This window comes from Zymobacter palmae (assembly GCF_003610015.1).
GTDB lineage: Bacteria > Pseudomonadota > Gammaproteobacteria > Pseudomonadales > Halomonadaceae > Zymobacter > Zymobacter palmae.
The window spans coordinates 2,901,680-2,926,125 of sequence record NZ_AP018933.1 but is presented as its reverse complement, the minus strand read 5'-3'; the positions used below and the strand labels follow the sequence as shown (position 1 = coordinate 2,926,125).

At 55.5% G+C, this 24,446-nt stretch carries 18 protein-coding genes, 2 tRNA genes and 3 rRNA genes; 14 read left to right on the top strand and 9 right to left on the bottom strand.

All coding sequences use genetic code 11. The annotated features are described in order from the left end of the window. Positions 1–27 precede the first annotated feature (27 nt). Positions 28–870: a methylenetetrahydrofolate reductase [NAD(P)H] gene (gene metF / locus ZBT109_RS13025; RefSeq protein ID WP_027704282.1), complete on the top strand. Its 843-nt coding sequence runs from the start codon at positions 28–30 to the stop codon at positions 868–870. 136 nt (positions 871–1,006) lie between these two features. Here the strand turns inward: metF and prlC are convergent, their stop codons facing one another. Then, complete coding sequence (prlC, locus tag ZBT109_RS13020; protein ID WP_027704281.1) at positions 1,007–3,061, bottom strand: oligopeptidase A; 2,055 nt, start codon at positions 3,059–3,061, stop codon at positions 1,007–1,009. A gap of 274 nt (positions 3,062–3,335) precedes the next feature. Here prlC and ZBT109_RS13015 point away from each other — a divergent pair, with 274 nt between their 5' ends. From ZBT109_RS13015 to rrf, 8 genes are all read left to right on the top strand, one after another. Continuing rightward, on the top strand, positions 3,336–4,742 hold the full coding sequence (locus ZBT109_RS13015; RefSeq protein ID WP_084261682.1) for a sodium-dependent transporter: 1,407 nt from the start codon (positions 3,336–3,338) through the stop codon (positions 4,740–4,742). Further along, positions 4,715–5,251 (top strand): gamma carbonic anhydrase family protein, encoded by a 537-nt coding sequence (locus ZBT109_RS13010; RefSeq protein ID WP_027704280.1) that lies wholly within the window; start codon positions 4,715–4,717, stop codon positions 5,249–5,251. Before ZBT109_RS13015 ends, ZBT109_RS13010 begins: the two co-directional genes overlap by 28 nt. A 117-nt stretch (positions 5,252–5,368) precedes the next feature. Further along, the gene (locus tag ZBT109_RS13005) at positions 5,369–6,049 is read left to right on the top strand and encodes a metal-dependent hydrolase (protein ID WP_027704279.1); all 681 of its coding nucleotides are present in this window, start codon (positions 5,369–5,371) and stop codon (positions 6,047–6,049) included. Positions 6,050–6,463: 414 nt separating this feature from the next. Then, a 16S ribosomal RNA gene (locus tag ZBT109_RS13000) occupies positions 6,464–8,003 on the top strand. A 108-nt stretch (positions 8,004–8,111) separates the two neighbouring features. After that, positions 8,112–8,188 (top strand) — tRNA-Ile (locus ZBT109_RS12995). Positions 8,189–8,197: 9 nt separating this feature from the next. Further along, positions 8,198–8,273 (top strand) — tRNA-Ala (locus ZBT109_RS12990). Positions 8,274–8,617: 344 nt separating this feature from the next. Continuing rightward, a 23S ribosomal RNA gene (locus ZBT109_RS12985) occupies positions 8,618–11,517 on the top strand. Positions 11,518–11,640: 123 nt separating this feature from the next. Beyond that, a 5S ribosomal RNA gene (gene rrf, locus ZBT109_RS12980) occupies positions 11,641–11,756 on the top strand. The 16S, 23S and 5S rRNA genes sit together here with 2 tRNA genes alongside, the layout of an rRNA operon. A 374-nt stretch (positions 11,757–12,130) precedes the next feature. Here the strand turns inward: rrf and ZBT109_RS14140 are convergent. Beyond that, positions 12,131–12,265, bottom strand: a complete 135-nt coding sequence (locus ZBT109_RS14140) for a hypothetical protein (RefSeq protein WP_269460471.1) — start codon at positions 12,263–12,265, stop codon at positions 12,131–12,133. Positions 12,266–13,269: 1,004 nt separating this feature from the next. Between ZBT109_RS14140 and ZBT109_RS12970 the strand changes: the two genes are divergently transcribed. Next, positions 13,270–14,562 (top strand): MFS family transporter, encoded by a 1,293-nt coding sequence (locus tag ZBT109_RS12970; RefSeq protein ID WP_027705069.1) that lies wholly within the window; start codon positions 13,270–13,272, stop codon positions 14,560–14,562. A gap of 327 nt (positions 14,563–14,889) precedes the next feature. Here the strand turns inward: ZBT109_RS12970 and ZBT109_RS12965 are convergent, their stop codons facing one another. The 3 genes from ZBT109_RS12965 to hisC form a co-directional block, all read right to left on the bottom strand. Next, entirely contained in the window at positions 14,890–16,533 is a 1,644-nt protein-coding gene (locus ZBT109_RS12965; protein ID WP_027705068.1) for a class I adenylate-forming enzyme family protein, read from the bottom strand. 207 nt (positions 16,534–16,740) lie between these two features. Then, positions 16,741–17,154, bottom strand: coding sequence for an SMU1112c/YaeR family gloxylase I-like metalloprotein (gene gloA2 / locus ZBT109_RS12960; RefSeq protein WP_027705067.1), 414 nt, complete (start codon positions 17,152–17,154; stop codon positions 16,741–16,743). Further along, the gene (gene hisC, locus ZBT109_RS12955) at positions 17,151–18,224 is read right to left on the bottom strand and encodes a histidinol-phosphate transaminase (RefSeq protein ID WP_027705066.1); all 1,074 of its coding nucleotides are present in this window, start codon (positions 18,222–18,224) and stop codon (positions 17,151–17,153) included. Before hisC ends, gloA2 begins: the two co-directional genes overlap by 4 nt. 259 nt (positions 18,225–18,483) lie before the next feature. Here hisC and ZBT109_RS12950 point away from each other — a divergent pair, with 259 nt between their 5' ends. The 4 genes from ZBT109_RS12950 (at position 18,484) to ZBT109_RS12935 (ending at position 21,382) form a co-directional block, all read left to right on the top strand. Next, on the top strand, positions 18,484–18,987 hold the full coding sequence (locus ZBT109_RS12950) for a copper resistance protein NlpE N-terminal domain-containing protein (protein WP_051523777.1): 504 nt from the start codon (positions 18,484–18,486) through the stop codon (positions 18,985–18,987). Between the two features lie 79 nt (positions 18,988–19,066). After that, entirely contained in the window at positions 19,067–20,440 is a 1,374-nt protein-coding gene (gene radA / locus ZBT109_RS12945; RefSeq protein ID WP_027705065.1) for a DNA repair protein RadA, read from the top strand. Positions 20,441–20,442: 2 nt separating this feature from the next. Continuing rightward, complete coding sequence (locus ZBT109_RS12940) at positions 20,443–20,748, top strand: MGMT family protein (RefSeq protein ID WP_027705064.1); 306 nt, start codon at positions 20,443–20,445, stop codon at positions 20,746–20,748. Positions 20,749–20,773: 25 nt separating this feature from the next. Then, positions 20,774–21,382: a YjaG family protein gene (locus tag ZBT109_RS12935; RefSeq protein WP_038278084.1), complete on the top strand. Its 609-nt coding sequence runs from the start codon at positions 20,774–20,776 to the stop codon at positions 21,380–21,382. 104 nt (positions 21,383–21,486) lie between these two features. Here ZBT109_RS12935 and hisF read toward each other — a convergent pair whose 3' ends face one another. The 4 genes from hisF to hisB all read right to left on the bottom strand — a co-directional run bounded on the left by hisF (position 21,487) and on the right by hisB (position 24,428). Then, a complete protein-coding gene (gene hisF / locus ZBT109_RS12930; RefSeq protein WP_027705062.1) occupies positions 21,487–22,260 on the bottom strand; it encodes an imidazole glycerol phosphate synthase subunit HisF in 774 nt (257 codons plus the stop codon). Positions 22,261–22,284: 24 nt separating this feature from the next. Continuing rightward, positions 22,285–23,025 (bottom strand): 1-(5-phosphoribosyl)-5-[(5-phosphoribosylamino)methylideneamino]imidazole-4-carboxamide isomerase, encoded by a 741-nt coding sequence (gene hisA / locus ZBT109_RS12925; RefSeq protein ID WP_027705061.1) that lies wholly within the window; start codon positions 23,023–23,025, stop codon positions 22,285–22,287. 57 nt (positions 23,026–23,082) lie between these two features. Further along, positions 23,083–23,733, bottom strand: coding sequence for an imidazole glycerol phosphate synthase subunit HisH (gene hisH, locus ZBT109_RS12920; RefSeq protein ID WP_027705060.1), 651 nt, complete (start codon positions 23,731–23,733; stop codon positions 23,083–23,085). Positions 23,734–23,819: 86 nt separating this feature from the next. Further along, positions 23,820–24,428, bottom strand: coding sequence for an imidazoleglycerol-phosphate dehydratase HisB (hisB, locus tag ZBT109_RS12915; RefSeq protein ID WP_027705059.1), 609 nt, complete (start codon positions 24,426–24,428; stop codon positions 23,820–23,822). Positions 24,429–24,446: the final 18 nt, after the last annotated feature.

Here is a 24,446-nt window from a genome sequence, read left to right as displayed (position 1 = left end):
TCAATGTATCTATAGCAGGAAGCCCCGATGTCCAATGCTCTGGAAACCAGCTTTGAATTCTTTCCGCCCAGGACACCCGTCGGGCAGGAAAAACTGGCCTCATTGTGCGACCGTCTGGTGGCCTATGATCCTACTTTCTTTTCGGTAACTTACGGGGCGGGTGCCTCCGTGCGCGAACGCACGCTGGATGCCGTCATTCGTGCGCGCCGTGGCAATGTCGATGCGGCCCCACACCTGTCCTGCATTGGCAGTGACCGCGAAAACCTCGCCGAATTGCTGGCCACTTATCGGCGCGAAGGCGTGCGCCGCATCGTAGCGCTGCGCGGTGATGTCCCGTCCGGTGAGATTTCGGTCGGTGAATTCCGCTATGCCAATGAGCTGATCGAATTCATTCGTGAGGAAACGGGCGATGCGTTCGAGCTGATCGCGGCAGCCTACCCTGAAATGCATCCGCAGGCGCCGAACTACGAAACTGACCTGCGCTATTTCGTCAACAAGATGCAGGCGGGTGCTGACAAAGCGATCACGCAGTATTTCTACGATGCAGAAGCCTATTTCCACTTTGTCGAAAAGGCGCAAGCACAGGGTATCGACAAGCCGATCATTCCCGGCATTATGCCGATCGTCGATGCCGATAAGCTGCGTCGCTTCTCGGCAACGTGTGGTGCCAGCATTCCCCGCTGGATTGACAAGCAATTGGATGCTTACGCTATGGACCCGCAAAGCCTGCAGGCATTCGGTCAGGAAGTTGTCACGCGCCTGTGTGAACGTCTTATCGAAGGTGGCGCACCGGGATTGCACTTCTATACCCTGAACCAAGCAGAACCGACTCTGGCCGTGCTCGATAACCTGAACGTCAATCGCGCTTAGGTGCCATGAGTTAGCCCAGCCTTGTACTGCGGGAATGAAGGACGGTAGGCTGTGTGACGAATACGAAAAAGGGACGCTATCAAAGCGTCCCTTTTTGCGTCAGAAGGCGACGAAGCCGTCGCCTGCCGATGATCTATTACACAGAAGCAGTAATGCCGGAGTGGCGCAGCAATGCATCAATACGCGGCGCGCGTCCGCGGAAGTTCTGGAACAGCACGGCGGCATCTTCCGCCCCCCCTTTCTCAAGAATCTCCTGGCGAAAGCGCTGGCCTGTGGCACGATCGAAAACGCCTGCTTCTTCGAAGGCGGAATACGCATCAGATGACAGCACTTCTGCCCACTTGTAGCTGTAGTAGCCCGCCGCATAGCCACCGGCAAAGATATGACTGAAGCCGTGCTGGAAACGGTTGAAACGTGTCTGCGGCACAACGGCGACTTTCAGGCGGACATCGTTCAGCAGTGACTGGATGTCGTCGGCACTCGGCGTTTTCAGCTCATTGTGAAGACGGAAGTCGAACAGCGAGAATTCCAGCTGACGCATCATCATCATGGCCGACTGGAAGTTCCGTGCGGCCACCAGCTTGTCGAACAGCGCCTGCGGCAGTGTTTCGCCGGTATCTACATGAGAGGCGATCAGATCAAGTCCTTCACGTTCCCAGCAGAAGTTTTCCATGAACTGGCTGGGCAGCTCGACCGCATCCCATGCCACGCCACTGATGCCGGACACATCGGAGACTTCCTGCTGGGTCAGCATGTGGTGCAGACCGTGACCGAACTCGTGGAACAGGGTGGTCACTTCATCGTGCGTCAGCAGCGCTGGGCGATCACCCACCGGGCGTGTGAAGTTGCACACCAGATAGGCCACTGGCAGCTGGAGTGAGCCATCTTCGCGACGACGACGTGTCCGGCACGCATCCATCCATGCGCCGCCACGTTTGCCTTCGCGGGCATACAGATCGAGATAGAAGCCAGCGATGGGCTGGTCATCTTCAAGCACTTCGAAATAGCGAACGTCAGGGTGCCATACCTCTACATCCTTGTTTTCACGGAAGGTCAGGCCGTACAGGCGGTTGACTACGCCGAACAGCCCTTCGATCACTTTGGGAGCGGGGAAATAGGGACGCAGTGCTTCCTGAGAAATGGCATAGCGCTGTTCACGCAATTTTTCGCTGGCGTAGGTGATGTCCCATGGTGCCAGCGTATCAAGCCCCAGCTGTTCCTGTGCGAACTGCTGCAGCTCGCCGAATTCGGTTTCTGCCTGCGGACGAGCGCGGTCCGCTAGATCGTTAAGGAAATCCAGCACCTGTGCAGGCGATGCCGCCATCTTGGTCGCCAGTGACAGCTCAGCATAGGTGGCAAAGCCCAGTAGTGCGGCCAGTTCCTGACGCAGCGTCACCATCTCGCTCATGATGACCGAGTTGTCGTACTGGCCCGCATTCGGCCCTTGGTCGGATGCGCGAGTAACGAAAGCGGTATAAACCTCTTCTCGCAGAGCGCGGTCATCGGCATAGCTCATGACCGGGAAATAGCTCGGGAAGTCGAGCGTGATGCGGTAGCCTTCAACGCCTTTGGCTTCGGCATTGGCTTTCAGCATGTCGAGCGCACTTTCCGGCAGGCCCGACAGACGATCGCGTTCGACATCGAGGTGCCATGCCTGCGTTGCATCCAACACATTGTTGGAGAACTGGTTCGACAGCTCGGACAGACGTGCGCGAATTTCACCGAAGCGTTTCTTCTTGTCTTCGGGAAGATCAACACCGGCCAAGCGGAAATCACGCAGCGTATTGTCGATGGCACGTTTCTGGGCGATGGAAAGCTGAGCGTATTCTTGCCCGTCACGCAGTGCCTGATAGGCCTTAAACAGCCCTTGGTGTTGTCCGAACCATGTGCTGTAGGCGGACAGTTCGCCCAGACAGGACTGATAGGCAGCGCGCAGTTCCGTAGAGTTCATGACGGAATTCAGGTGCGATACCGGCGACCATGCCTGTCCCGTGGCTTCACCGTAGGTGTCCAGCGGTTGAACCAGTCCCTTCCAGCTGTAATCGCCTTTGGCTACGACTTCTTCCACGATATGGCGGTCATCGGCCAGCAGCTTTTCGATAGCAGGCACGACGTGCTCAGGACGAATATCATTGAACGGCGGCAGGGTGTGCGGCGTCAGCAGAGGGTTCTGATCGACAGCGTGAGACATGGCGGATACTCGCTTGTGCGTAAGTGATACATAGTAGAGTGAGGGTGGTAGGCAATAGTTTCAATGCGTATGAGAAGCACTCTCTTCATAATGGGTATCGGCTGCGCAAGTGTCATTCCGTGATACACATCGCGCCGAGGCTTGCTGCAGCTGGTGTGTGGCGGATAGCCTTGCTAGATTGCTGCGCTTTGGCTCGTGCTATGATGAGCCCCTCCATTTTTTAGAACAGTCCCATTAGCCCTGATCGTGGGTGCGTCACCAGCAGGAAGTGAACATGAGCGAAGTTGTTGAGCGCTGGAGCTCCAAGCGTGCATTTATATTAGCCGTTGCCGGCGCTGCCATTGGTCTGGGGAATATCTGGCGCTTCCCTTATATCGCAGGTGAGAACGGCGGAGCGGTGTTCTTTCTGCTCTACGTCTTCTTTGTACTGGCGATGGGCTTGCCGATCATGGCGGCTGAAATCATGATCGGGCGTGCAGGGCGCCGTCCTCCTATTCAGGCACTGGGCACGTTGGCGGCCAGCGTAGGTCGCTCACAGGGCTGGAAGCTTATCGGTGTGCTGGGCTTGGTCACCGTTTTCCTCGTCCTGTCCTTCTACTCTGTTGTATCAGGGTGGGTGCTGGAGTATTTACGCGAAGTGGTCACTGGGACCGTAGTGACAGGGCCTGCCGAGCAGGTCAACGCGTCGTTTGGCAACTTCTTGGAAGATCCGGTACGCGTTGTAGGTAACCATACCGTGTTTATGGTTATCACGATGGCTGTGGTGGCGGCTGGTATTGCCAAAGGTTTGGAAAAACTCAATAACTGGCTGATGCCGCTGCTGTACTTGTTGATGATCGCGCTAGTGATCTACGCCGCAACCACGCCGGGCTTCGGTGCTGCTGTGCATTGGCTGTTCACGCCGGATATTTCCAAGCTGTCGATGAAGGTTGTGCTTAATGCGATGGGGCATGCCTTCTTTACGCTGGCCGTAGGTGCCTGCGCACTGATGGCCTACGGTGCCTACATGCCGGAACATCAGAGCCTGCCCAAAGCGATCACCATTGTTGCGCTGCTGGATATTCTGGTGGCCATTCTCTCGGGTATCGCCATCTTCTCGGTTGTCTTCACCGAAGGATTTGACCCCGCAGGCGGCCCTCAGCTGGTGTTCGTGACGTTGCCGCTGGCGCTGGGGGCGTTGCCTCTTGGCCACGTACTGCTGGGCATGTTCTTCGCGCTGCTGCTGTTCGCTACGTGGACATCGTCGATCAATATGGCCGAACCCATGGTGTCCACCCTGCAGGACAAGGGTATGCGCCGACCGATGGCGGCCCTATGGGTAGGCATCTGCGTATGGGCCTTCGGCCTGCTGCCAGCGCTGTCCTTCTCCAGCCTCAAGGAGGTGCACCTGTGGGCAGGGCAGTCGATCTTTGATGTCATCACCAACATCCCTTCCGACCTGTTTCTGCCGTTAGGCGGGCTGCTGATCGCCATCTTTGCTATCTACGTGCTGGATCCGTCCAAAGCAGAAGAGGCTTACGGGGCGCATCATGCAGGCTTTGTACTGTGGCGGGCGGTGACCCGCTATGCAGCGATACCGCTCGTTGCCATCGTGCTGCTAGCGGCCGCGCTGGTCATGCTCAAACCCTTCCTGAGTGACAATGAGGTGACACGATGGGTATTCGCACATATCGGGGCATGACGCCCACGCTAGGCGCACGCGTCTATGTCGATCCCGACAGCGTGGTGTTGGGTGATGTCACGCTAGGAGACGATGTCTCCATCTGGCCGAAAGCCGTGCTGCGGGGTGATGTAAACGGCATTCGTATCGGTGCGCGTAGCAATGTGCAGGACGGGGTTGTCTTGCACACCACATACGATGGGCCTTTCACTCCCCAGGGGTTTCCCGTGACGATTGGTGAAGAGGTCACTATTGGTCATAGCGCTGTCATTCATGCCTGCACTATCCATGATCGCGTGCTGATCGGCATGGGCGCCATCGTATTGGACGGTTCTGTTGTCCAGACGAACGTCATTGTGGCGGCAGGTGCCGTAGTCCCTCCTGGCAAAGTGCTGGAGAGTGGCTATGTCTATGCAGGGAACCCCGCACGGCCACTGCGCCCACTGCGAGAGCAAGAGTATGAATTTTTGCCTTACTCTGCCGACTGCTATGTGACGTTGAAAGAAACCTTTCTCGCTGATAGCGAATAAAAGACCTCGCTGGCGGCATAGGGCCTGTTTTTGTCTATTGGCATGAAGTGCAATGTTACGTCATGATACTGTCTGTTCATTCAGTACTGTATCTATAGTGAGGCGTTACTGCATCACATGGCCAATTTCAGAACACATCTTGCGGTAGCCTCCCTGGCCGGAGGGTGCTTTGCCATTGCAGGCTATCATGCCTCTGCTCTCAACCTTTCCGATGCCATCAGCGTTGCGGGTCTCATGGCGCTAGGTGGCATCATGCCCGACATAGATGCGGATCGTTCCCATACGGTGCGCCTAGTCTTTACTGTATTGGCAGTTGGCGCCGTCATCATGACCGTCATCAGTGCCTTACCTCTGGTCACGACGCCCGGTCTAATCCTTCTCGCATTGCTCTCCTTCCTAGGCACACGCTATGTCGCAAGTGCCTTTTTTCGCAGATTGACCGTGCATCGCGGCATATGGCATTCGCTGCTGGCAGGCCTGACCGTAGGTGTTGTCATCACGGCCGCCAGCGTTCATTTGTTTGGAAGCTCTGCTTGGCTCGGTTGGCTGCAAGGGTGCGCAATGCTGGTGGGCTACGTCATTCATCTACTGTTGGATGAGATATGGAGCATCGACGCATCGGGGCTGCGATTGAAGAAGTCGTTTGGTACCGCACTCAAACCACTGGACATACATGCTCCCCAGACAGCGCTCCCCATGGTCGCTGCCATCGTTATTTGTCACCCTTGGTTGCCGCCGCTGGACGCGCTGTGGGGGGTATGGCACACCGTGCAGGGCGTATGGCGGCATCTTCTTTAATGAATATTTTTTATGGATGTAGAAATAAAGATCACAAAGCCCTTGCCAACCCCCGGTGATCTCTGTAAAGTACGCCCTCGCTGCCAGGGCAAACGTCGGGTGGCACGGAAGCTAACCTCTTGTAGGTCTTCGCTTTTTTTGAAGAGGTTTCAGTTGAGATGGTCGTATCGTCTCCTGAAATGATCGCCAAATCGGCGGTTGACAAAATCTTCAGAAAATGTAGAATGTGCTTCCACTTGCTGAGCAGCAAACGCCGCTCGCAAGACGCTCTTTAACAAGATGATCAGGCAATTTGTGTGGGTGCTTGAGGTTTTCGAAGTGAATCATCATTTCGAGCATCAAGTAGCTCATCGATTCAATGAGTTGTTTCGATACTCGAGCCGGATTGGTCACCTAATGACCAATGAAAGATTTAAACTGAAGAGTTTGATCATGGCTCAGATTGAACGCTGGCGGCAGGCCTAACACATGCAAGTCGAGCGGCAGCACGGGAAGCTTGCTTCCTGGTGGCGAGCGGCGGACGGGTGAGTAATGCATGGGAATCTGCCCGATAGTGGGGGATAACGTGTGGAAACGCACGCTAATACCGCATACGTCCTACGGGAGAAAGGAGGGGATCTTCGGACCTTTCGCTATCGGATGAGCCCATGTTGGATTAGCTAGTTGGTGAGGTAATGGCTCACCAAGGCAACGATCCATAGCTGGTCTGAGAGGATGATCAGCCACACTGGGACTGAGACACGGCCCAGACTCCTACGGGAGGCAGCAGTGGGGAATATTGGACAATGGGCGAAAGCCTGATCCAGCCATGCCGCGTGTGTGAAGAAGGCCTTAGGGTTGTAAAGCACTTTCAGTGGGGAAGAAAGCCTGAGACCTAATACGTTTCAGGAAGGACATCACCCACAGAAGAAGCACCGGCTAACTCCGTGCCAGCAGCCGCGGTAATACGGAGGGTGCGAGCGTTAATCGGAATTACTGGGCGTAAAGGGCGCGTAGGCGGTCTGTTAAGCCAGATGTGAAAGCCCCGGGCTTAACCTGGGAACAGCATTTGGAACTGGCAGACTTGAGTGCAGGAGAGGAAGGTAGAATTCCAGGTGTAGCGGTGAAATGCGTAGAGATCTGGAGGAATACCAGTGGCGAAGGCGGCCTTCTGGACTGACACTGACGCTGAGGCGCGAAAGCGTGGGTAGCAAACAGGATTAGATACCCTGGTAGTCCACGCCGTAAACGATGTCAACTAGCCGTTGGATCCCTTGAGGATTTAGTGGCGCAGCTAACGCACTAAGTTGACCGCCTGGGGAGTACGGTCGCAAGACTAAAACTCAAATGAATTGACGGGGGCCCGCACAAGCGGTGGAGCATGTGGTTTAATTCGATGCAACGCGAAGAACCTTACCTACTCTTGACATCCAGAGAACTTTCCAGAGATGGATGGGTGCCTTCGGGAACTCTGAGACAGGTGCTGCATGGCTGTCGTCAGCTCGTGTTGTGAAATGTTGGGTTAAGTCCCGTAACGAGCGCAACCCCTATCCTTATTTGCCAGCGATTCGGTCGGGAACTCTAAGGAGACTGCCGGTGACAAGCCGGAGGAAGGTGGGGACGACGTCAAGTCATCATGGCCCTTACGAGTAGGGCTACACACGTGCTACAATGACGAGTACAGAGGGTTGCGAAGCGGCGACGTGAAGCTAATCCCAGAAAGCTCGCCTCAGTCCGGATCGGAGTCTGCAACTCGACTCCGTGAAGTCGGAATCGCTAGTAATCGCGAATCAGAATGTCGCGGTGAATACGTTCCCGGGCCTTGTACACACCGCCCGTCACACCATGGGAGTGGATTGCACCAGAAGTGGCTAGTTTAACCTTCGGGAAAACGGTTACCACGGTGTGGTTCATGACTGGGGTGAAGTCGTAACAAGGTAGCCGTAGGGGAACCTGCGGCTGGATCACCTCCTTAAACGTAAAATGATCACCTCGTGATCTTAAGTACCCACAACAAATTGCCTGATCTTGATAGAGCGAAGTACTGCAGGGGATATTCCCTGGCCGTGCGCAAGCAGTTGCCGGGTCTGTAGCTCAGTTGGTTAGAGCGCACCCCTGATAAGGGTGAGGTCGGCAGTTCGAGTCTGCCCAGACCCACCATTATTATATGGGGCCATAGCTCAGCTGGGAGAGCGCCTGCCTTGCACGCAGGAGGTCAGGAGTTCGATCCTCCTTGGCTCCACCATCTGACTGTCTTGATGGCCGGTTACCCAGTACTTAGTTTAGTGATCTAGCTTCTAGTCACGAACCAATCTTCATTGCCTGATGATTGATTATTAGAGAGTGTAATAATCAATACCACATCATGTGATGCATGTTGTTTCCTGACTGTAAGCTTCTTGCTCGCAGTATTGCTCTTTAACAATGTAAATCATGCTGATGCCAAGTCCAATGGAACGCCGTCAGATTTTACTTCCTCGGAAGTAGCATCCGATAGGCCGTGACATTGGCAAATGAGATACGTCTCAAGCGTATCCGGCGAAAATTGTTTTCGTTTGAATCGTGATCTATGACTCTTTCGGGTTATATGGTCAAGCGATTAAGCGCACACGGTGGATGCCTAGGCAGCCAGAGGCGATGAAAGACGTGATAGCCTGCGATAAGCATCGGGGAGGTGGCAAATGACCTTTGATCCGGTGATCTCTGAATGGGGAAACCCACCCGTCATAAGACGGGTATCCTTACCTGAATACATAGGGTATGGAGGCAAACCGGGAGAACTGAAACATCTAAGTACCCCGAGGAAAAGAAATCAATCGAGATTCCCCCAGTAGCGGCGAGCGACCGGGGACTAGCCCTTAAGTCTTAGTTGTATTAGCGGAAGTGTTTGGAAATGCACGCCATAGTGGGTGATAGCCCCGTACGCGAAAATGCAATTAAGGTGAAATCGAGTAGGTCGGAGCACGTGAAACTTTGACTGAACATGGGGGGACCATCCTCCAAGGCTAAATACTCCTGGCTGACCGATAGTGAACCAGTACCGTGAGGGAAAGGCGAAAAGAACCCCAGTGAGGGGAGTGAAATAGATCCTGAAACCGTGTGCGTACAAGCAGTGGGAGCAGACTTGTTCTGTGACTGCGTACCTTTTGTATAATGGGTCAGCGACTTATTCTCAGTAGCGAGCTTAACCGTATAGGGGAGGCGTAGGGAAACCGAGTCTTAAATGGGCGACATAGTTGCTGGGAATAGACCCGAAACCGGGCGATCTATCCATGAGCAGGTTGAAGGTTGAGTAACATCAACTGGAGGACCGAACCGGGATCTGTTGAAAAAGATTCGGATGACTTGTGGATCGGAGTGAAAGGCTAATCAAGCTCGGAGATAGCTGGTTCTCCTCGAAAGCTATTTAGGTAGCGCCTCATGTATCACCGCCGGGGGTAGAGCACTGTTTCGGCTAGGGGGTCATCCCGACTTACCAACCCGAGGCAAACTCCGAATACCGGTGAGTGCAGCATGGGAGACACACGGCGGGTGCTAACGTCCGTCGTGAAAAGGGAAACAACCCAGACCGTCAGCTAAGGTCCCAAAATCTTGGTTAAGTGGGAAACGATGTGGGAAGGCTCAGACAGCTAGGAGGTTGGCTTAGAAGCAGCCACCCTTTAAAGAAAGCGTAATAGCTCACTAGTCGAGTCGGCCTGCGCGGAAGATGTAACGGGGCTCAAACCAAGTACCGAAGCTACGGGTTCAACACCTTAGTGTTGAGCGGTAGAGGAGCGTTGTGTAAGCCTGCGAAGGTGTGCTGTAAGGCATGCTGGAGGTATCACAAGTGCGAATGCTGACATGAGTAACGATAAAGGGAGTGAAAACCTCCCTCGCCGGAAGACCAAGGTTTTCTGTTCGACGTTAATCGGAGCAGAGTGAGTCGGCCCCTAAGGCGAGGCCGAAAGGCGTAGTCGATGGGAAACAGGTTAATATTCCTGTACCAGACAGTACTGCGATGGGGTGACGGAGAAGGCTAGGTGAGCCAGGCGACGGTTGTCCTGGTGAAAGTATGTAGGCTGAGCAAGTAGGCAAATCCGCTTGCTTAAAGTCGAGATACGAGACGAACTGATTCCTCGGACTCAGGAAGTCATTGATGCCACGCTTCCAGGAAAAACCTCTAAGCTTCAGGTACTGTGTGACCGTACCCCAAACCGACACAGGTGGTCAGGTAGAGAATACCAAGGCGCTTGAGAGAACTCGGGTGAAGGAACTAGGCAAAATGGCACCGTAACTTCGGGAGAAGGTGCGCCGGCGTAAGGTGAAGAGACTCGCTCTCAGAGCCCCAACCGGTCGAAGATACCAGGTGGCTGCAACTGTTTATTAAAAACACAGCACTCTGCTAACGCGTGAGCGGACGTATAGGGTGTGACGCCTGCCCGGTGCCGGAAGGTTAATTGATGGTGTTAGGACTCGTCCGAAGCTCCTGATCGAAGCCCCGGTAAACGGCGGCCGTAACTATAACGGTCCTAAGGTAGCGAAATTCCTTGTCGGGTAAGTTCCGACCTGCACGAATGGCGTAATGATGGCCACACTGTCTCCACCCGAGACTCAGTGAAATTGAAATCGCTGTGAAGATGCAGTGTTCCCGCGGCTAGACGGAAAGACCCCGTGAACCTTTACTATAGCTTCACACTGGATGCTGATGTTGTCTGTGTAGGATAGCTGGGAGGCTTTGAAACTGTGACGCCAGTTGCAGTGGAGCCAACCTTGAAATACCAGCCTGACATCATTGGCGTTCTAACTTGCTACCGTTATCCGGTAGAAGGACAGTGTGTGGTGGGTAGTTTGACTGGGGCGGTCTCCTCCCAAAGAGTAACGGAGGAGCACGAAGGTACCCTCAGTACGGTTGGAAACCGTGCAGTGAGTGCAAGAGCATAAGGGTGCTTGACTGCGAGACAGACACGTCGAGCAGGTACGAAAGTAGGTTCTAGTGATCCGGTGGTTCTGTATGGAAGGGCCATCGCTCAACGGATAAAAGGTACTCCGGGGATAACAGGCTGATACCGCCCAAGAGTTCACATCGACGGCGGTGTTTGGCACCTCGATGTCGGCTCATCACATCCTGGGGCTGAAGTCGGTCCCAAGGGTATGGCTGTTCGCCATTTAAAGTGGTACGCGAGCTGGGTTTAGAACGTCGTGAGACAGTTCGGTCCCTATCTGCCGTGGGCGTTGGAAGTTTGAGAAGAGCTGCTCCTAGTACGAGAGGACCGGAGTGGACGAACCTCTGGTGTTCCGGTTGTCACGCCAGTGGCATTGCCGGGTAGCTATGTTCGGACGGGATAACCGCTGAAAGCATCTAAGCGGGAAGCCCCCTTCAAGATGAGACTTCCCTGGGGCCTTGAGCCCCCTAAAGGACCCTCGAAGACTACGAGGTTGATAGGCACGGTGTGGAAGCGCAGTCAATGCGTTGAGCTAACGTGTACTAATGGTCCGTGAGGCTTGACCATATAACCCCAAAGGGTTATAGACACGATCCGAAAACAACGGATACGCGACGAGACGATCTCGGCCCAGCATGATTTACAGATTTAGGTCGCGGTGCCTTAGGCATCGAGACCGAACCGAATACGCTTGACGACCATAGCGAGCGGGTACCACCTGATCCCATGCCGAACTCAGAAGTGAAACCGCTCAGCGCCGATGGTAGTGTGGGGCTTCCCCATGTGAGAGTAGGTCATCGTCAAGCATCTTTACTGAATACCCCCGGCCAGCAATGGTCGGGGGTATTTGCTTTTGGGGGCTTGGGGGGGGGGAGGGGCCAAGGCAGCAGGCTAAGGCCGAAGGCGGGTGATAACGGCCGCGCCTGCCCCCGTAGCCGTGGCTAAGAAGCACAGATGAGTGACTAGAACCAAGAGAAGAAGGGCGGCAGTGTAACCCTAAGGCCCTGCCTCCAAAAACGGCAGGCACCCCAGTAACGCACCGCTCCATCGTCTGCCGATCGCTCATCTGTCCCAAACAGCCAACGCCACTAGATACCGTCATGAAAACACCCCAATGATCCGCTACTCAGGCCATCATCGGGGTGTTTTGTTATCGCTAAGACAGTCGCTACGGTAGCGTCTATCCGTAGCAAGCGTACGCGGGTGTCCAGAAGTGTGCCTCAAGGCGTTCCTTCAAAGGCGTACTATTACGGCCTTCGGTCACGCCCTCTTCAACGGCTTGCTGGGCGACGGCCTTTGCGATGCGCAAGCTCACCTCTTTTATATCCTTCAAAGCGCCTCGCTGCTGCTTTATGGTCCGTTTTTTTGATGGATCCTGCTTGGCATAACGCCTCAACACGCTCTCGCTTCGTACTCTTATCTTTTCTCTTTAACTGTCTGCTCCGGCGAATAGCCCTCACTCTCTTTATCTTGTGGATCTATTGTCTTTACGGCGTGCTCCTTCACGCCGCCTGCTTTGTAGTCGCCTCAGATTGCCTCGCTTATATTGGTTAATCCGTGGTGGGTTTAGCCTCGGGTGCAGACGCGGCCCTTGTATGCTGCCTTGCCTTATTATTTTTTGTTGATGGGACCGCCAGCCACCGGAATTGGTGTTTCCTCGGCGGTTAAGGGGCACTGAGCTTATGAGTGTTGATCTAGTTTGAGTCGATGATTCCTGAGCAAAATAGCAGGGCAGATATTCGTTTTTTAAATTTGTTCAGTTCTTTTCGTTATAAAACGATCAGGATAGATATTTATAGGTATTAGTTAAGGGGTAGCGAAAACATTCGGCTGTTGATGCCTTCTGGCGTATCCCAGACATCAGCGGCGGGCCTGCTGGAATATTCTTCGCCTAACTAGTGCGTTGATTTTCATAAGCACCTTCTGTGAGAGAGTTTGGGTGCCTGTTCGTGGCGGTATTTTAACGGGTGTCTATTTTTATGTGTGAAAGGTGATATTTGATGTTTTTTTTGCAACGGTGGAGTGCTGCAGTATGTAAATTCTTGACTCTACTGGGCCTAAGGTCCCTGTTTTTGTGGCTAGGCGAACAGTCTATAAACAGGTAATGTCATTGGGAGCGCTGCTTTTGATTTGAAAAAGTAGGGCTTCCGTGACTCGTTCACGCTGCTGATAACAAAAATAACTTTGACAGCGCATCTTCCCTAAGCTCGTGAAGCTGGTTTGTAGGAAATCATTGTTCCAAGCCGTTCTAGGCAAGTCTTCAATGTGTTTCCTGCCGTGACGGTTTCTGAGCTTTCGTGCAAATAAGGACAATAAGGTATGAGCAGTACGACGACTACGCATGACTCCTATGATACGTGGCGGCGGATCAGAGCAATTATTGGGGCCTCTTCTGGCAATCTGGTCGAATGGTTCGACTTCTACATCTATTCATTTGCTTCTCTTTATTTTGCACATGCCTTCTTCCCTCAAGGGGATGGTACGGTGCAGCTATTAAAGACAGCGGCTGTCTTTGCCATCGGGTTCCTGATGCGTCCCATAGGGGGCATCATTTTTGGGCGCTTGGCGGATCGGCGCGGGCGACGGGCAGCAATGATGCTGTCGGTTGTCATGATGTGTGGCGGGTCGTTGATGATCGCGTGCCTGCCAACCTATGGACAGGTTGGGGTGTGGGCGCCGACACTGCTAGTGATCGCTCGTATGCTGCAGGGGCTTTCTGTCGGAGGTGAATACGGTACCAGTGCGACCTACATGAGCGAGGTCGCTGTCAAAGGGCATCGTGGTTTCTATTCGTCTTTCCAGTATGTGACGCTTATTGGTGGGCTATTGTTGGCCAGTCTTGCTGTTGTCATCATGCAGCACATTCTGACCGACAGCGATATGCGTTCTTGGGGATGGCGGATACTGTTCCTGTGCGGGGCCGTTGCTGCGCTGCTGTCGCTGTTCCTGCGCCGCTCTCTGCACGAGACGGTGTCTAAGGACCGTTCCACTGAGCAGAGCGAAAAGGCAGGCACTCTGTCACTGCTGTTCTCCAAACATCAACGGGCATTCTGGACCGTGCTGGGCTTTACGGCAGGCGGCTCGTTGATGTTCTACACCTTCACTACGTACATGCAGAAGTATCTCATCAATACGGTTGGCATGAATGACAAGACCGTGAGTGTTGTGGTGACGGTCGCATTAGTTGTGTTCATGCTGATGCAGCCGGTACAGGGGGCGCTGTCGGATCGCATTGGCTTGCGGCGTATGATGCTGATCTTTTCGGCATTGGGTACGCTGCTGACGATCCCGATTCTGTTTGCGCTGCAGTATGTCGGTCACGTATGGGCGGTATTCCTGTTGTTGGCTCTGTCGCTGATTATCGTCGGCTTCTACACATCAATCAGTGGACTGATCAAGGCGGCCATGTTCCCGATGGAGATTCGGGCGCTTGGTGTAGGTGTTTCTTATGCTATTGGTAATGCGCTGTTTGGTGGTACGGCTGAATGGGTCGCACTTACGATGAAAACTCATGGCGTGGAGCCGCTGTTCTTTGTGTATGTCACGCTGATGGTCTTTATTGCGTTCGTAACCTGCCTGAAGATGGCCCCTATGAGTGAAAAGCGCTGGTAGGCCTAAGCCTCAGAGGCAGCTACTCATTCTTTAGAATATGGTTGAGTATGAGATGGCCCCATCACTAAGTGATGGGGCCATCTTGTTTGAAAGCGGTAGATCTCGCCGCAGAGGGTAAAGACGATAGGCAGTGATGTTGTTGCTAGGCACCTATGGAAGAACGGTTAGTCGTTACCTCTCTAGCCAGACCGCTGTGAAAGCGTATTTCTAAGAGTCTATTCATAACCTGAGTAATTGATTTTGCCCTTTCTAAAATAGATGGCTTTTACCGCAATTTATGGTTTGAAACCTCCTCAATGACACGGTATTGGCGTTATGAAACACACTCTAAGCAGAATAACGAGCCAAAATATCGGGAACCTGTGGACGCAGCGCTTTGCGATCGGGCTTACCGTTTGTGTTGGTCGGTAAGCGCGACATGATCTGGCAGCACGTTGGATGTTTATAGCTTTCTAGAGTAGATAGGGCGCTGCTGATTTCGCGGGATAGAGTGTCTGTTGATTGGAATTGGTGTGTCTCAACGAATAGCACCGATCCTGTAATGCCGTTTTTCATTGGTCCCTCGATCAACAGGCAGCTGGTGATGGACGGAATATGCTGCAGCACCTTTTCTTCGACCTCGATAGGGGTGACCCAGCGCCCTTTTATCTTGAAGCAGTCATCCCTTCTTCCTTCGAAATGTAGGCATCTATGCTCATCCTCTCTGAATATGTCGCCTGTGGCATGCCAGCGATGCCCTTCTTTATCACAGAGGAATCGCTGTGCCGTGAGCGACGGGTTATTCCAATAGCCCATAGATAAGAAATGACTGTGAACCCATAGCTCACCTAGAGCGCCTTGAGCAACGGGTTGCCGATGTTCATCAAGCAGTCGGATATCGCAGGCAGGTGTGACATAGCCCACGCCGTTACATTTGAGGGGGCTGTGAGGGAATGTCGTGGCGATGAACCCTGGCGTTTCTGATGAGCCGACCGCATCGTGTATCCAGGTGCCACAGGTATCGTGCCAGCGTTGAATAAGTCTGCGGGATAGCGGCGATCCGCCTGCGAGTATGAAGCGCGGTCTGTAGTGTGGTGGGAGGTTTTCTGCGTTATCTAGCAGGCTTTGAAAGTGCAGTGGGACGCCAAGGAGCATGCTTGGACGATAGCGCTGGATATTTTCGATGATCCTCTCTGGCGCGGGCCAGTGGCTGTCTCGGACGGTGGTGGCATTGGTACTTAGCGGGTTGATGAGGTTATGCAACAGTCCATAGGAAAAGAAAGTGCGGGGGATCGCGTAGATAACGTCTTCGGCAAGAAATCCTAGGAATCCGAGCATTTGGCAGCGAACAAAGTCCAGTAGCGCTTGAGCGCTATGCATGACGCCTTTTGCGGTGCCCGTCGTGCCGGAAGAGTACTGGATGGTGTGTACTCGGTCTGAAAGGCAAAGATGAAAATCGCGCCACGTGGGATCCCCATCGCTGAGGCGCCAGTCCATCTCTGTCAGAAATGCGTGGGGAGGCACTGGCAGTAGGGTCGTCGCCACGTCGATATTGTCCAGCGCCTCCCGTGCTTCCGCCGCGCGATCGCTGCGAACGACGCATAGGGCGGGGGTTATATCGTTCACTATGTGATCAAAAGAGGCGGCACCGAGCTGGGGGTTTATCAGTACGGGAATTGCGCCGATGGCCCAGCATCCCAATGCAAGGCAGAGCTGCATATGATCATCATCAAGTGCGATGAGGACGCGCTCTTCTGGGTGTATACCGCGCTGTGCGAGTGCCAAAGCGGTACGACAGGTCTCATGAAATAGCTGACGATACGTTAGGTCGCCATCTGGGCTTGCCACCGCTGTCTTATCCATCTGGGGGTGGCAAAGCAGCAATTGGGCAAAGTTGATACGGAGATTGAGCGTTGGAGCTGTGTGCTGCCAGTAATCGTGAAGGGTCGGGCAGTACACGCTTTTGTTGGAAGAAACGGATGGATTGGGCATCGTTGCTGCTCTTTAGGCAAGCTCATGACCCCGGTGCGAGTGATCCAGTAGGCATGAGACCGTTGATAACAGACCGTAAGGAAACGTTATCATTTGGGAATGCACTATCTACCGGATAAAGGTACAGGAGTGTTGCCTGTCGGTAAGAGTAGGCATTTTATAATGCTGGTTCTATTCATTATTTTGAGATTAAAAGTCGGCGAGGGATTACCGGCTGCTACGCTGTGTCACAGGCGTTTCATAGAGTTCAAGAGGGGTGCCATCGGGGTCGCTGAAGAATGTGAAGCGCTGCTGTGTCAGTGGGTCAATGCGAATGGGTTCACAGGTAATACCCTGTGAGGTCAATGCAGCGACGCTGTGGTCGATATCGGTAACGGCAAAGGCGAGGTGGCGCAGGCCACATGCTTCGGGGTAGCTGGGGCGTGGGGGCGGTGATGGGAAGGAAAACAGCTCCAGCTGGGCGTTACCCAGCCGGAGGTCGAGCTTGTAGCTTTGGCGCGCTTCGCGCCATGTTTCCGCGATGATTTCTGCGCCCAGCACCTCTACATAGAAGTGACGGGCACGCGGATAGTCCGCGGTGATAAGGGCGACATGATGTACCCCGATCACATTTGGGGTCATGGGTGCTGGCCTTCGCCGGGCAGAATGCCGTCCAACGCGTTGATCAGCTGCTGCATTTCATCGTCGGTACCGATCGAGATGCGTAGCCAGTCGCTCAGCTCCGGGGTGTTGAAGTAGCGAACGACGATGCCTTGTTCACGCAGTGCGTTGAATACCTCTACCGCCGGCCGTGTGGTCGGGCGTGCCAGTACGAAGTTGGCGTTCGACGGCAGCACATCGAAGTGGCGTTGTCGCAGTGCTTCGACGCTCCAAGTGCGCGTGTCGATGATGGCTTGGCGAGTCTTCTCGAAGTGCTCCTGATCCTTCAGCGAAACAATCGCGACCTGTTCGGCCAGACGGTCGATTGGGTAGGAGTTGAAGGCATTTTTGATGCGCTCCAGCCCTTCGATCAGTTCGCGGGAACCGATGGCGAAGCCGATACGTAGGCCCGCGAGCGAGCGCGATTTGGAGAAGGTGCTGACGATAAGCAGATTGTCGTGCTCTGGGATCAGCGGCAGGCAGCTTTCAGCACCAAAATCGACGTAGGCTTCATCCACCAGTACGACCTTGTCCTTCTGGCGTGCCAGCAAGTTGGCAATGGCATCGCGCTTGTGTGCGTGACCGGTTGGTGCATTGGGGTTGGCGATCGCGATACCGCCGTTGGGGCGGTCGAAGGCATCAAGGTCGACCGACCAGTCTTCGGCTAGGGGAATGCGTTCGGCGTTGATGCCGTACAGGTTGCAGTAAACGGGATAGAAGCTGTAGCTGAGCGATGGCATCAGTAGCGGTTCGGGCTGGCGGAAGAAGGCTGCGAAAGCCAGCGCCAGCACTTCATCGGAGCCGTTGCCCACGAAGATGCATTCGACGGGCACCTGATAAACCTCGGCAAGCGTCTGGCGCAGGGCCGTAGATTCTGGATCCGGGTAGAGCCGAAGCTGTTGTGTATCGAAATGATCGAGCAGATCGCGAACGCCCGGTGCAGGAGCATACGGGTTTTCGTTGGTGTTCAGCTTGACCAGACGCTGGCGAGGTTGCTCACCGGGCGTATACGGGGTCAAGTCATGTAGGGCGGGACTCCAGAATCTGCTCATATCGTCTCACTTGTGGTACGTGATCATTGTTATTGAAATGCTCAGCAGGCCAGAACCATTCCGGTGTGCTTGGCTTCCATAGTGGCGCGTAAGCTGAAGTGGTGCAAGGGGAGGGCATGCGGTGGGCTAAGGCTATGGTCGTTATCACCTTCGAGCGTGCTGTCATGTTAGGCTGAACGCTACCCGTCAGGAACGACGGACTCTGCCGCTGAACTGTACTGGATATTACGGTGCATCACTTGCACGCAAGGAGAGCAGCATGAAACAGATCGTGAAATGGGCGCTGTCGATGATGGTCGTCGTGCTGGCTGGCTGTGCGGGTTCTGCGCACAAGGGTGGGGTGCCGGAAGGACCTCTGCCGCCGGCGGTGAAGACGCAGGTATATAGTGGCAACCTGCCGTGCAAACACTGTAGCCGGATCGAGACACGGTTAGTGCTGAACGGGCTGGATAGCAGCAATGCCAAAGACCATACCTTCATCATGGACGCTAAGTACGTTGAGCATGAAGGTGCCCAAGGTGGACGTCGCTATACCGGGTCGTGGGATCGGTTGCAGGGCACGCCGGCTGATCCTTCCGCAGAGGTCATCAACCTGCTGGATCAGCAGGCCGATCCTCAGACCATGTTCCATTTTCAGCAGATCGACGGCAAGACACTGGAGCTGATCGACGGCCAGTTGCAGCGCTACGAAAACGGGCGGGGCTTGAGACTGAACCTGGAGCCTTCCACCGAGGGGTGGCGCAAGCAGGACCCTACTTCCTGACGGAGCGTCGCTGTCGCAAGAACCGTCCTACGGGGCGATGGCTGTGCCGTCGCCCCTGTCATCTCGAAGGGGTAAGTGAATGGCGAAGGCCAAGACGGCATTCGTATGCACCGAATGCGGTGCTGAATACGGCAAGTGGCAAGGGCAGTGTACCCAGTGCCGTGAATGGAACACGTTGAGCGAGGTGCGCTTGTCGGCGCGTGCATCGGCTGCATCGCCCCGGACGGATGGGCGCGGTGGCTATGCCGGTGCTACGGTGCGAGATGTGGTTGACCTTTCTGCTGTCGATTTGACGGAAGTGCCGCGTATTTCCTCGACGTTCGAAGAATTCGACCGTGTACTGGGGGGCGGGCTTGTCCCCGGTTCGGCAGTGCTGCTGGGGGGGCACCCTGGGGCAGGTAAATCGACACTGCTGCTGCAGACGGCATGCAAGCTGGCGCAGCAACACAAGGTGTTGTATGTCACGGGTGAAGAATCGCTGAGCCAGGTCGCGATGCGCGCCCATCGTCTGCAGCTGCCGGTGAAGGGGCTGTCGATGCTGGCAGAGACCAGTGTCGAGAACGTGCTATCGACGGTCGAACAGCAGCAGCCAAAGGTGCTGATCATCGACTCCATTCAAACCATGCATCTGGAGGAGATCAGTTCTGCACCCGGTAGCGTGTCGCAGGTACGTGAATCGGCAGCCGCGCTGACACGCTTTGCCAAGCAGACGGGTACGGTACTGTTGCTGGTCGGGCACGTGACCAAGGACGGTACGCTGGCGGGCCCCAAGGTGCTTGAGCACATGATCGATGCATCGCTGCTGCTGGAAGGAGGGGCCGATTCGCGTTTCCGTACTCTGCGTGGGCAGAAGAACCGCTTTGGGGCTGTCAATGAGCTGGGGGTTTTCGCGATGCTTGAGCACGGTCTCAAGGAAGTGAAGAATCCGAGCGCGATATTCCTGTCCCGTACGGAAGATCAGGCACCTGGCAGTGTGGTGATGGTGGTCTGGGAAGGGACGCGGCCGCTGTTGGTCGAAGTGCAGGCGCTGCTGGATGAATCAGCGTTTGGCAACCCACGCCGCGTGGCAGTGGGGCTAGACGCTCAGCGTCTGGCTATGTTGCTGGCGGTATTGCACAAGCACGGTGGCATGTTCACGGGCGATCAGGATGTCTTCTTGAACGTGGTCGGTGGGGTGAAGGTGCTAGAAACCAGTGCCGACTTGGCACTGCTGTTTGCCGTCGTGTCTAGCCTTCGCAATCAGCCGTTACCGCGGGATATGGTCGTGTTCGGCGAAGTAGGGTTGTCCGGTGAGATCCGTCCGGTGCCCAGCGGTCAGGAACGCATTGTCGAAGCGGCCAAGCATGGGTTTACGCGTGCGATTGTGCCTAAGAGCAACATGCCGCGCCAGATTCCAGAGGGCATGAAGGTTATCGGGGTCGAAAAGCTTAGCGAAGCACTAGCGGAGCTGTAGCCATGAGTGATAACGGTAGAGTCTCTCCCCGCGAGCAGGTGCTGAGCGTTGTGGCGCGAATTCCTTACGGCCGCGTGACGGGTTATGGCACCATTGCACGGATGACCGAAGGAACGTCGGCGCGCAGCGTAGGTTCCTTTATGCGCCAGTTGCCACGCGGGCACGGTCTTCCGTGGCATCGCGTAGTGCGCAGCGATCGCACTCTGGCTGACCACGGCGGCAATACCCATCAGCGCGAGCTGCTGGAGGGCGAAGGCATCCGCTTTGACGCGCGTGGTCGCATCGAACCTCGTTTCTTCTGGCCTTGAACCTCTAATCTGTCACTGGATACCCATGAACGAACAGCAACGCGAATCCCGTATACATGCGCTCAGCGAGCGTGACGCACAGGCATTTATGGCCGCTTTGGCCGAACGCATGCTGATCAACCTGCATTTCTATGCGGCGCTCTCCGAGCTTGAGAAAAAGCAGGTGAAGCGTGCGGACAATGCCCTTGGTCTGGTATGGGAAGCGTTGATGACGCCGCAGGCGCAGATCGACTTCCTGCTGCAGGAAGAAAAGCTGGCGGCTCTGGAAGAACGGCTGGCCGAAGATGAGGACAGTTTCGGTGCCCGGATGGCCGGTGACGCGCTGATGGCGCTGTCCACACTGCTGGAAAGCATGGCCACCGACCGCAAGGGCGGCGCCGTCGAGGTGTCTCGCTTGTCGGCGCACGGTGTGGCGCAGCTGGTGATGATGCAGAGTGATGAAGCACTGGCTGAGTCGGAATGGCAGCAACGCATCGACGCACATCCCCTGATGGCTGATGAATGCGACTTTCAAGACGGTATTCTGGATGCGCTGTATGAGGCGGGTACGTCACGCGAGGCACTGAAGATGCTGCGGCGCATGGGACAGAACGACGGCGTGAGCAATCTTGGGCTATCGCTGAACGACGACTGAACCTGTCGGTATCGTGCATGAGTGAAAAAAGGCAGTCTCCTTTCGGGAGCCTGCCTTTTTTGCTGTCGGCGGGCGGCGTGGTCAGCCGCTCGCGGCCAGAGGGCTTACTGACGAACGGTGATGCCGCGTGCGGCCATGCACTGCTTGGCTTCTGCAATGGTGTGTTCACCAAAGTGGAAGATGCTGGCGGCCAGCACTGCATCCGCATGGCCTTCCGTAACGCCATCAGCAAGGTCTTCCAGTGAACCGACGCCGCCTGAGGCGATAACCGGTACCGATACGGCATCGCTGATGGCGCGGGTCAGTGCTAGATCGAAACCGGAGCGGGTGCCGTCACGGTCCATACTGGTGACTAGCAGCTCGCCTGCGCCGTATTCCACCATCTTGCGTGACCACTCGATGGCGTCCAGTCCGGTGCCATTACGGCCGCCGTGCGTGAAAATTTCCCAGCGCAGCGGTTCGCCATCGGCGGAAACGCGCTTGGCGTCGATGGCGACCACAATGCACTGATTGCCGAAGCGATCGGAGGCTTCACGGACGAACTCAGGGTGCGTGACGGCGGCGGTGTTGATCGACACTTTGTCGGCCCCCGCATTCAGCAATGCGCGAATATCGTCACAGGTACGGATGCCTCCACCGACGGTCAGTGGAATGAACACCTCGCTGGCGATGCGGCTGACCATGTCCAGCGTTGTGCCGCGGCCTTCATGGCTGGCGCTGATGTCGAGGAAGGTCAGCTCGTCAGCTTGCTGAGCGTTATAGCGTTTGGCGACCTCAACGGGATCACCTGCGTCGCGAATGTCGACGAAGTTGACGCCTTTCACGACACGGCCCTGATCGACGTCAAGGCAAGGGATGATGCGTTTAGCAAGACTCATGGCGTGTTCCTGCGCGGAGATGGATTAGCGAGCGTGTTCATCGCAGAGGCGCTGCGCGTCGGCGACGTCCAGCGTGCCTTCATAGATGGCTCGGCCTGTGATGGCCCCCATGATGGCGCTATGCTCGCTGGCATCGACCAGCGCGCGGATATCGTCGAGATTGGTGACGCCGCCGGAGGCGATGACGGGCAGACCGCCCTTGCGTGCCAGCTCGGCCGTCGCTTCAACGTTGACCCCCTGCATCATGCCGTCGCGAGAGATGTCGGTATAAACGATGGCACCTACGCCGTCAGCGGCAAAGCGGCGCGCTAGGTCGACGGCGCGGATATTAGAGGTTTCCGCCCAGCCGTCGGTGGCCACCATGCCATCGTGTGCATCCAAGCCGACGATGATACGTTCGCCGTACAGCGATGCCATTTCGGTGACGAATTCTGGCTCTTTGACGGCTTTAGTGCCGATAATGACGTAGCTGACACCTGCATCGAAGTAGCGGTCGATGATTTCGCGGGAACGAATGCCGCCGCCGATCTGGATCGGCAGGTCAGGAAAGGCTTTGGCGATGGCGGTGACGGCGTCAGCGTTGACCGGGCGACCAGCAAACGCGCCATTGAGATCGACAAGGTGCAGGCGGCGCGCGCCAGCGTCGACCCAGCGGCGTGCCATGGCAACCGGGTCAGCGCCATAATCGGTGGCATCGTCCATACGGCCCTGCTTCAGGCGCACGCAGTGGCCGTCCTTGAGATCGATCGCGGGAATGACCAGCATTGTTGTTTTCCTTGATGAAAGCGTAAAACGTAAAAAGAGAAGGCGTGTGGTGCTGGATCAGATCTGCTCTGGCTGCCAGTTCACAAAATTGTGCAGTAGGCGAAGCCCCGCGTCCGAGCTCTTTTCCGGATGGAACTGTACGGCGACGTTACTGCCCTTGACGATGGCGACGTGCGCATCGACATCACCGTAGCGCGTTGTTGCGAGAACGTGATGGCGGTCGGCCGCTTCGACGTAGTAGCTGTGCACGAAGTAGAAGCGCGTGCCCGACGCGATGCCTTCCCACAGCGGGTGGCTGCGGATGGTCGCCACTTCGTTCCAGCCCATGTGGGGTACCTTCAACAGGCTGCCCTGTTCATCGGTCATGCCGTTAGGGAAGCGTTTTACCTGCCCGGGGATATAATCGAGGCAGGCGATGCCACCGTTCTCCTCGCTGTCGGTCAACAACATCTGTTGGCCGACACAGATGCCAAGCAGCGGTACGCGTTCATCGTTGAGCAGCGTACGTACCAGCGGCATCAGTCCGGTGTCTTCCAGCGCATGCATGCAGTCGCGAATCGCCCCTTGACCGGGCAGAATGATGCGGTCGGCTTCTTGCAGGACGTCAGCGTCCCGCGTGATCACGACCGGCTCATTTGCGATGTGTTCCAGCGCCTTAGCGACGGAGTGGAGATTGCCCATTCCGTAGTCGATTACTGCGATCGTCATGAATAACTCACCCTATACTGAACTGTTCTGTAGTCGAACAGTCGGAAATCGAGAACGGATACGGCAGCTGCGCGCCGCCGATGTCCTTACCCTTGCAGGGTCCCTTTGGTCGAGGCCACTTGGCCTTGGCGTGCCGGATCGACGGCGATCGCCTGACGCACTGCGCGACCGAAGGCCTTGAAAATGGTTTCGATCTGGTGATGAGCGTTGATGCCTTTCAGGTTGTCGATGTGCAGTGTTGCGCCCGCATGGTTGACGAAGCCTTGGAAGAATTCGAAGCAAAGCTGAGTATCAAAGCGACCTACATACTCGCGGGTGAACTCGGCGTCCATGTAAAGGCCGGGGCGGCCTGAAAAGTCGATGACGACGCGTGACAGTGCTTCGTCGAGCGGAACGTAGGCGTGGCCATAGCGCTGGATGCCGCGCTTGTCGCCCAGTGCCGCTGCGAACGCCTGACCCAGTGCGATACCGATGTCTTCGACGGTATGGTGGTCGTCGATGTGCAGATCACCGTGGGCATGTACGCGCAGATCCAGCATACCGTGGTGGGCGATCTGGTCGATCATATGTTCAAGGAACGGGACGCCACAGTCGATGTCCAGGGTTCCCTTGCCATCGAGGTTCAGTTCAATATCGATCTGAGTTTCGCTGGTGTTGCGAGTAATGCGTGCACTGCGTGCAGGGGAGTCGCTCATCTGCTGTCCTGTTGGCAT

Excerpts from the sequence above, each read along its gene's own strand:
- metF (WP_027704282.1), top strand. The coding sequence starts at position 28 with ATGTCCAATGCTCTGGAAACCAGCTTTGAATTCTTTCCGCCCAGGACA.
- prlC (WP_027704281.1), bottom strand. The coding sequence starts at position 3,061 with ATGTCTCACGCTGTCGATCAGAACCCTCTGCTGACGCCGCACACCCTG.
- ZBT109_RS13015 (WP_084261682.1), top strand. The coding sequence starts at position 3,336 with ATGAGCGAAGTTGTTGAGCGCTGGAGCTCCAAGCGTGCATTTATATTA.
- ZBT109_RS13010 (WP_027704280.1), top strand. The coding sequence starts at position 4,715 with ATGGGTATTCGCACATATCGGGGCATGACGCCCACGCTAGGCGCACGC.
- ZBT109_RS13005 (WP_027704279.1), top strand. The coding sequence starts at position 5,369 with ATGGCCAATTTCAGAACACATCTTGCGGTAGCCTCCCTGGCCGGAGGG.
- ZBT109_RS12970 (WP_027705069.1), top strand. The coding sequence starts at position 13,270 with ATGAGCAGTACGACGACTACGCATGACTCCTATGATACGTGGCGGCGG.
- ZBT109_RS12965 (WP_027705068.1), bottom strand. The coding sequence starts at position 16,533 with ATGCCCAATCCATCCGTTTCTTCCAACAAAAGCGTGTACTGCCCGACC.
- gloA2 (WP_027705067.1), bottom strand. The coding sequence starts at position 17,154 with ATGACCCCAAATGTGATCGGGGTACATCATGTCGCCCTTATCACCGCG.
- hisC (WP_027705066.1), bottom strand. The coding sequence starts at position 18,224 with ATGAGCAGATTCTGGAGTCCCGCCCTACATGACTTGACCCCGTATACG.
- ZBT109_RS12950 (WP_051523777.1), top strand. The coding sequence starts at position 18,484 with ATGAAACAGATCGTGAAATGGGCGCTGTCGATGATGGTCGTCGTGCTG.
- radA (WP_027705065.1), top strand. The coding sequence starts at position 19,067 with ATGGCGAAGGCCAAGACGGCATTCGTATGCACCGAATGCGGTGCTGAA.
- ZBT109_RS12940 (WP_027705064.1), top strand. The coding sequence starts at position 20,443 with ATGAGTGATAACGGTAGAGTCTCTCCCCGCGAGCAGGTGCTGAGCGTT.
- ZBT109_RS12935 (WP_038278084.1), top strand. The coding sequence starts at position 20,774 with ATGAACGAACAGCAACGCGAATCCCGTATACATGCGCTCAGCGAGCGT.
- hisF (WP_027705062.1), bottom strand. The coding sequence starts at position 22,260 with ATGAGTCTTGCTAAACGCATCATCCCTTGCCTTGACGTCGATCAGGGC.
- hisA (WP_027705061.1), bottom strand. The coding sequence starts at position 23,025 with ATGCTGGTCATTCCCGCGATCGATCTCAAGGACGGCCACTGCGTGCGC.
- hisH (WP_027705060.1), bottom strand. The coding sequence starts at position 23,733 with ATGACGATCGCAGTAATCGACTACGGAATGGGCAATCTCCACTCCGTC.
- hisB (WP_027705059.1), bottom strand. The coding sequence starts at position 24,428 with ATGAGCGACTCCCCTGCACGCAGTGCACGCATTACTCGCAACACCAGC.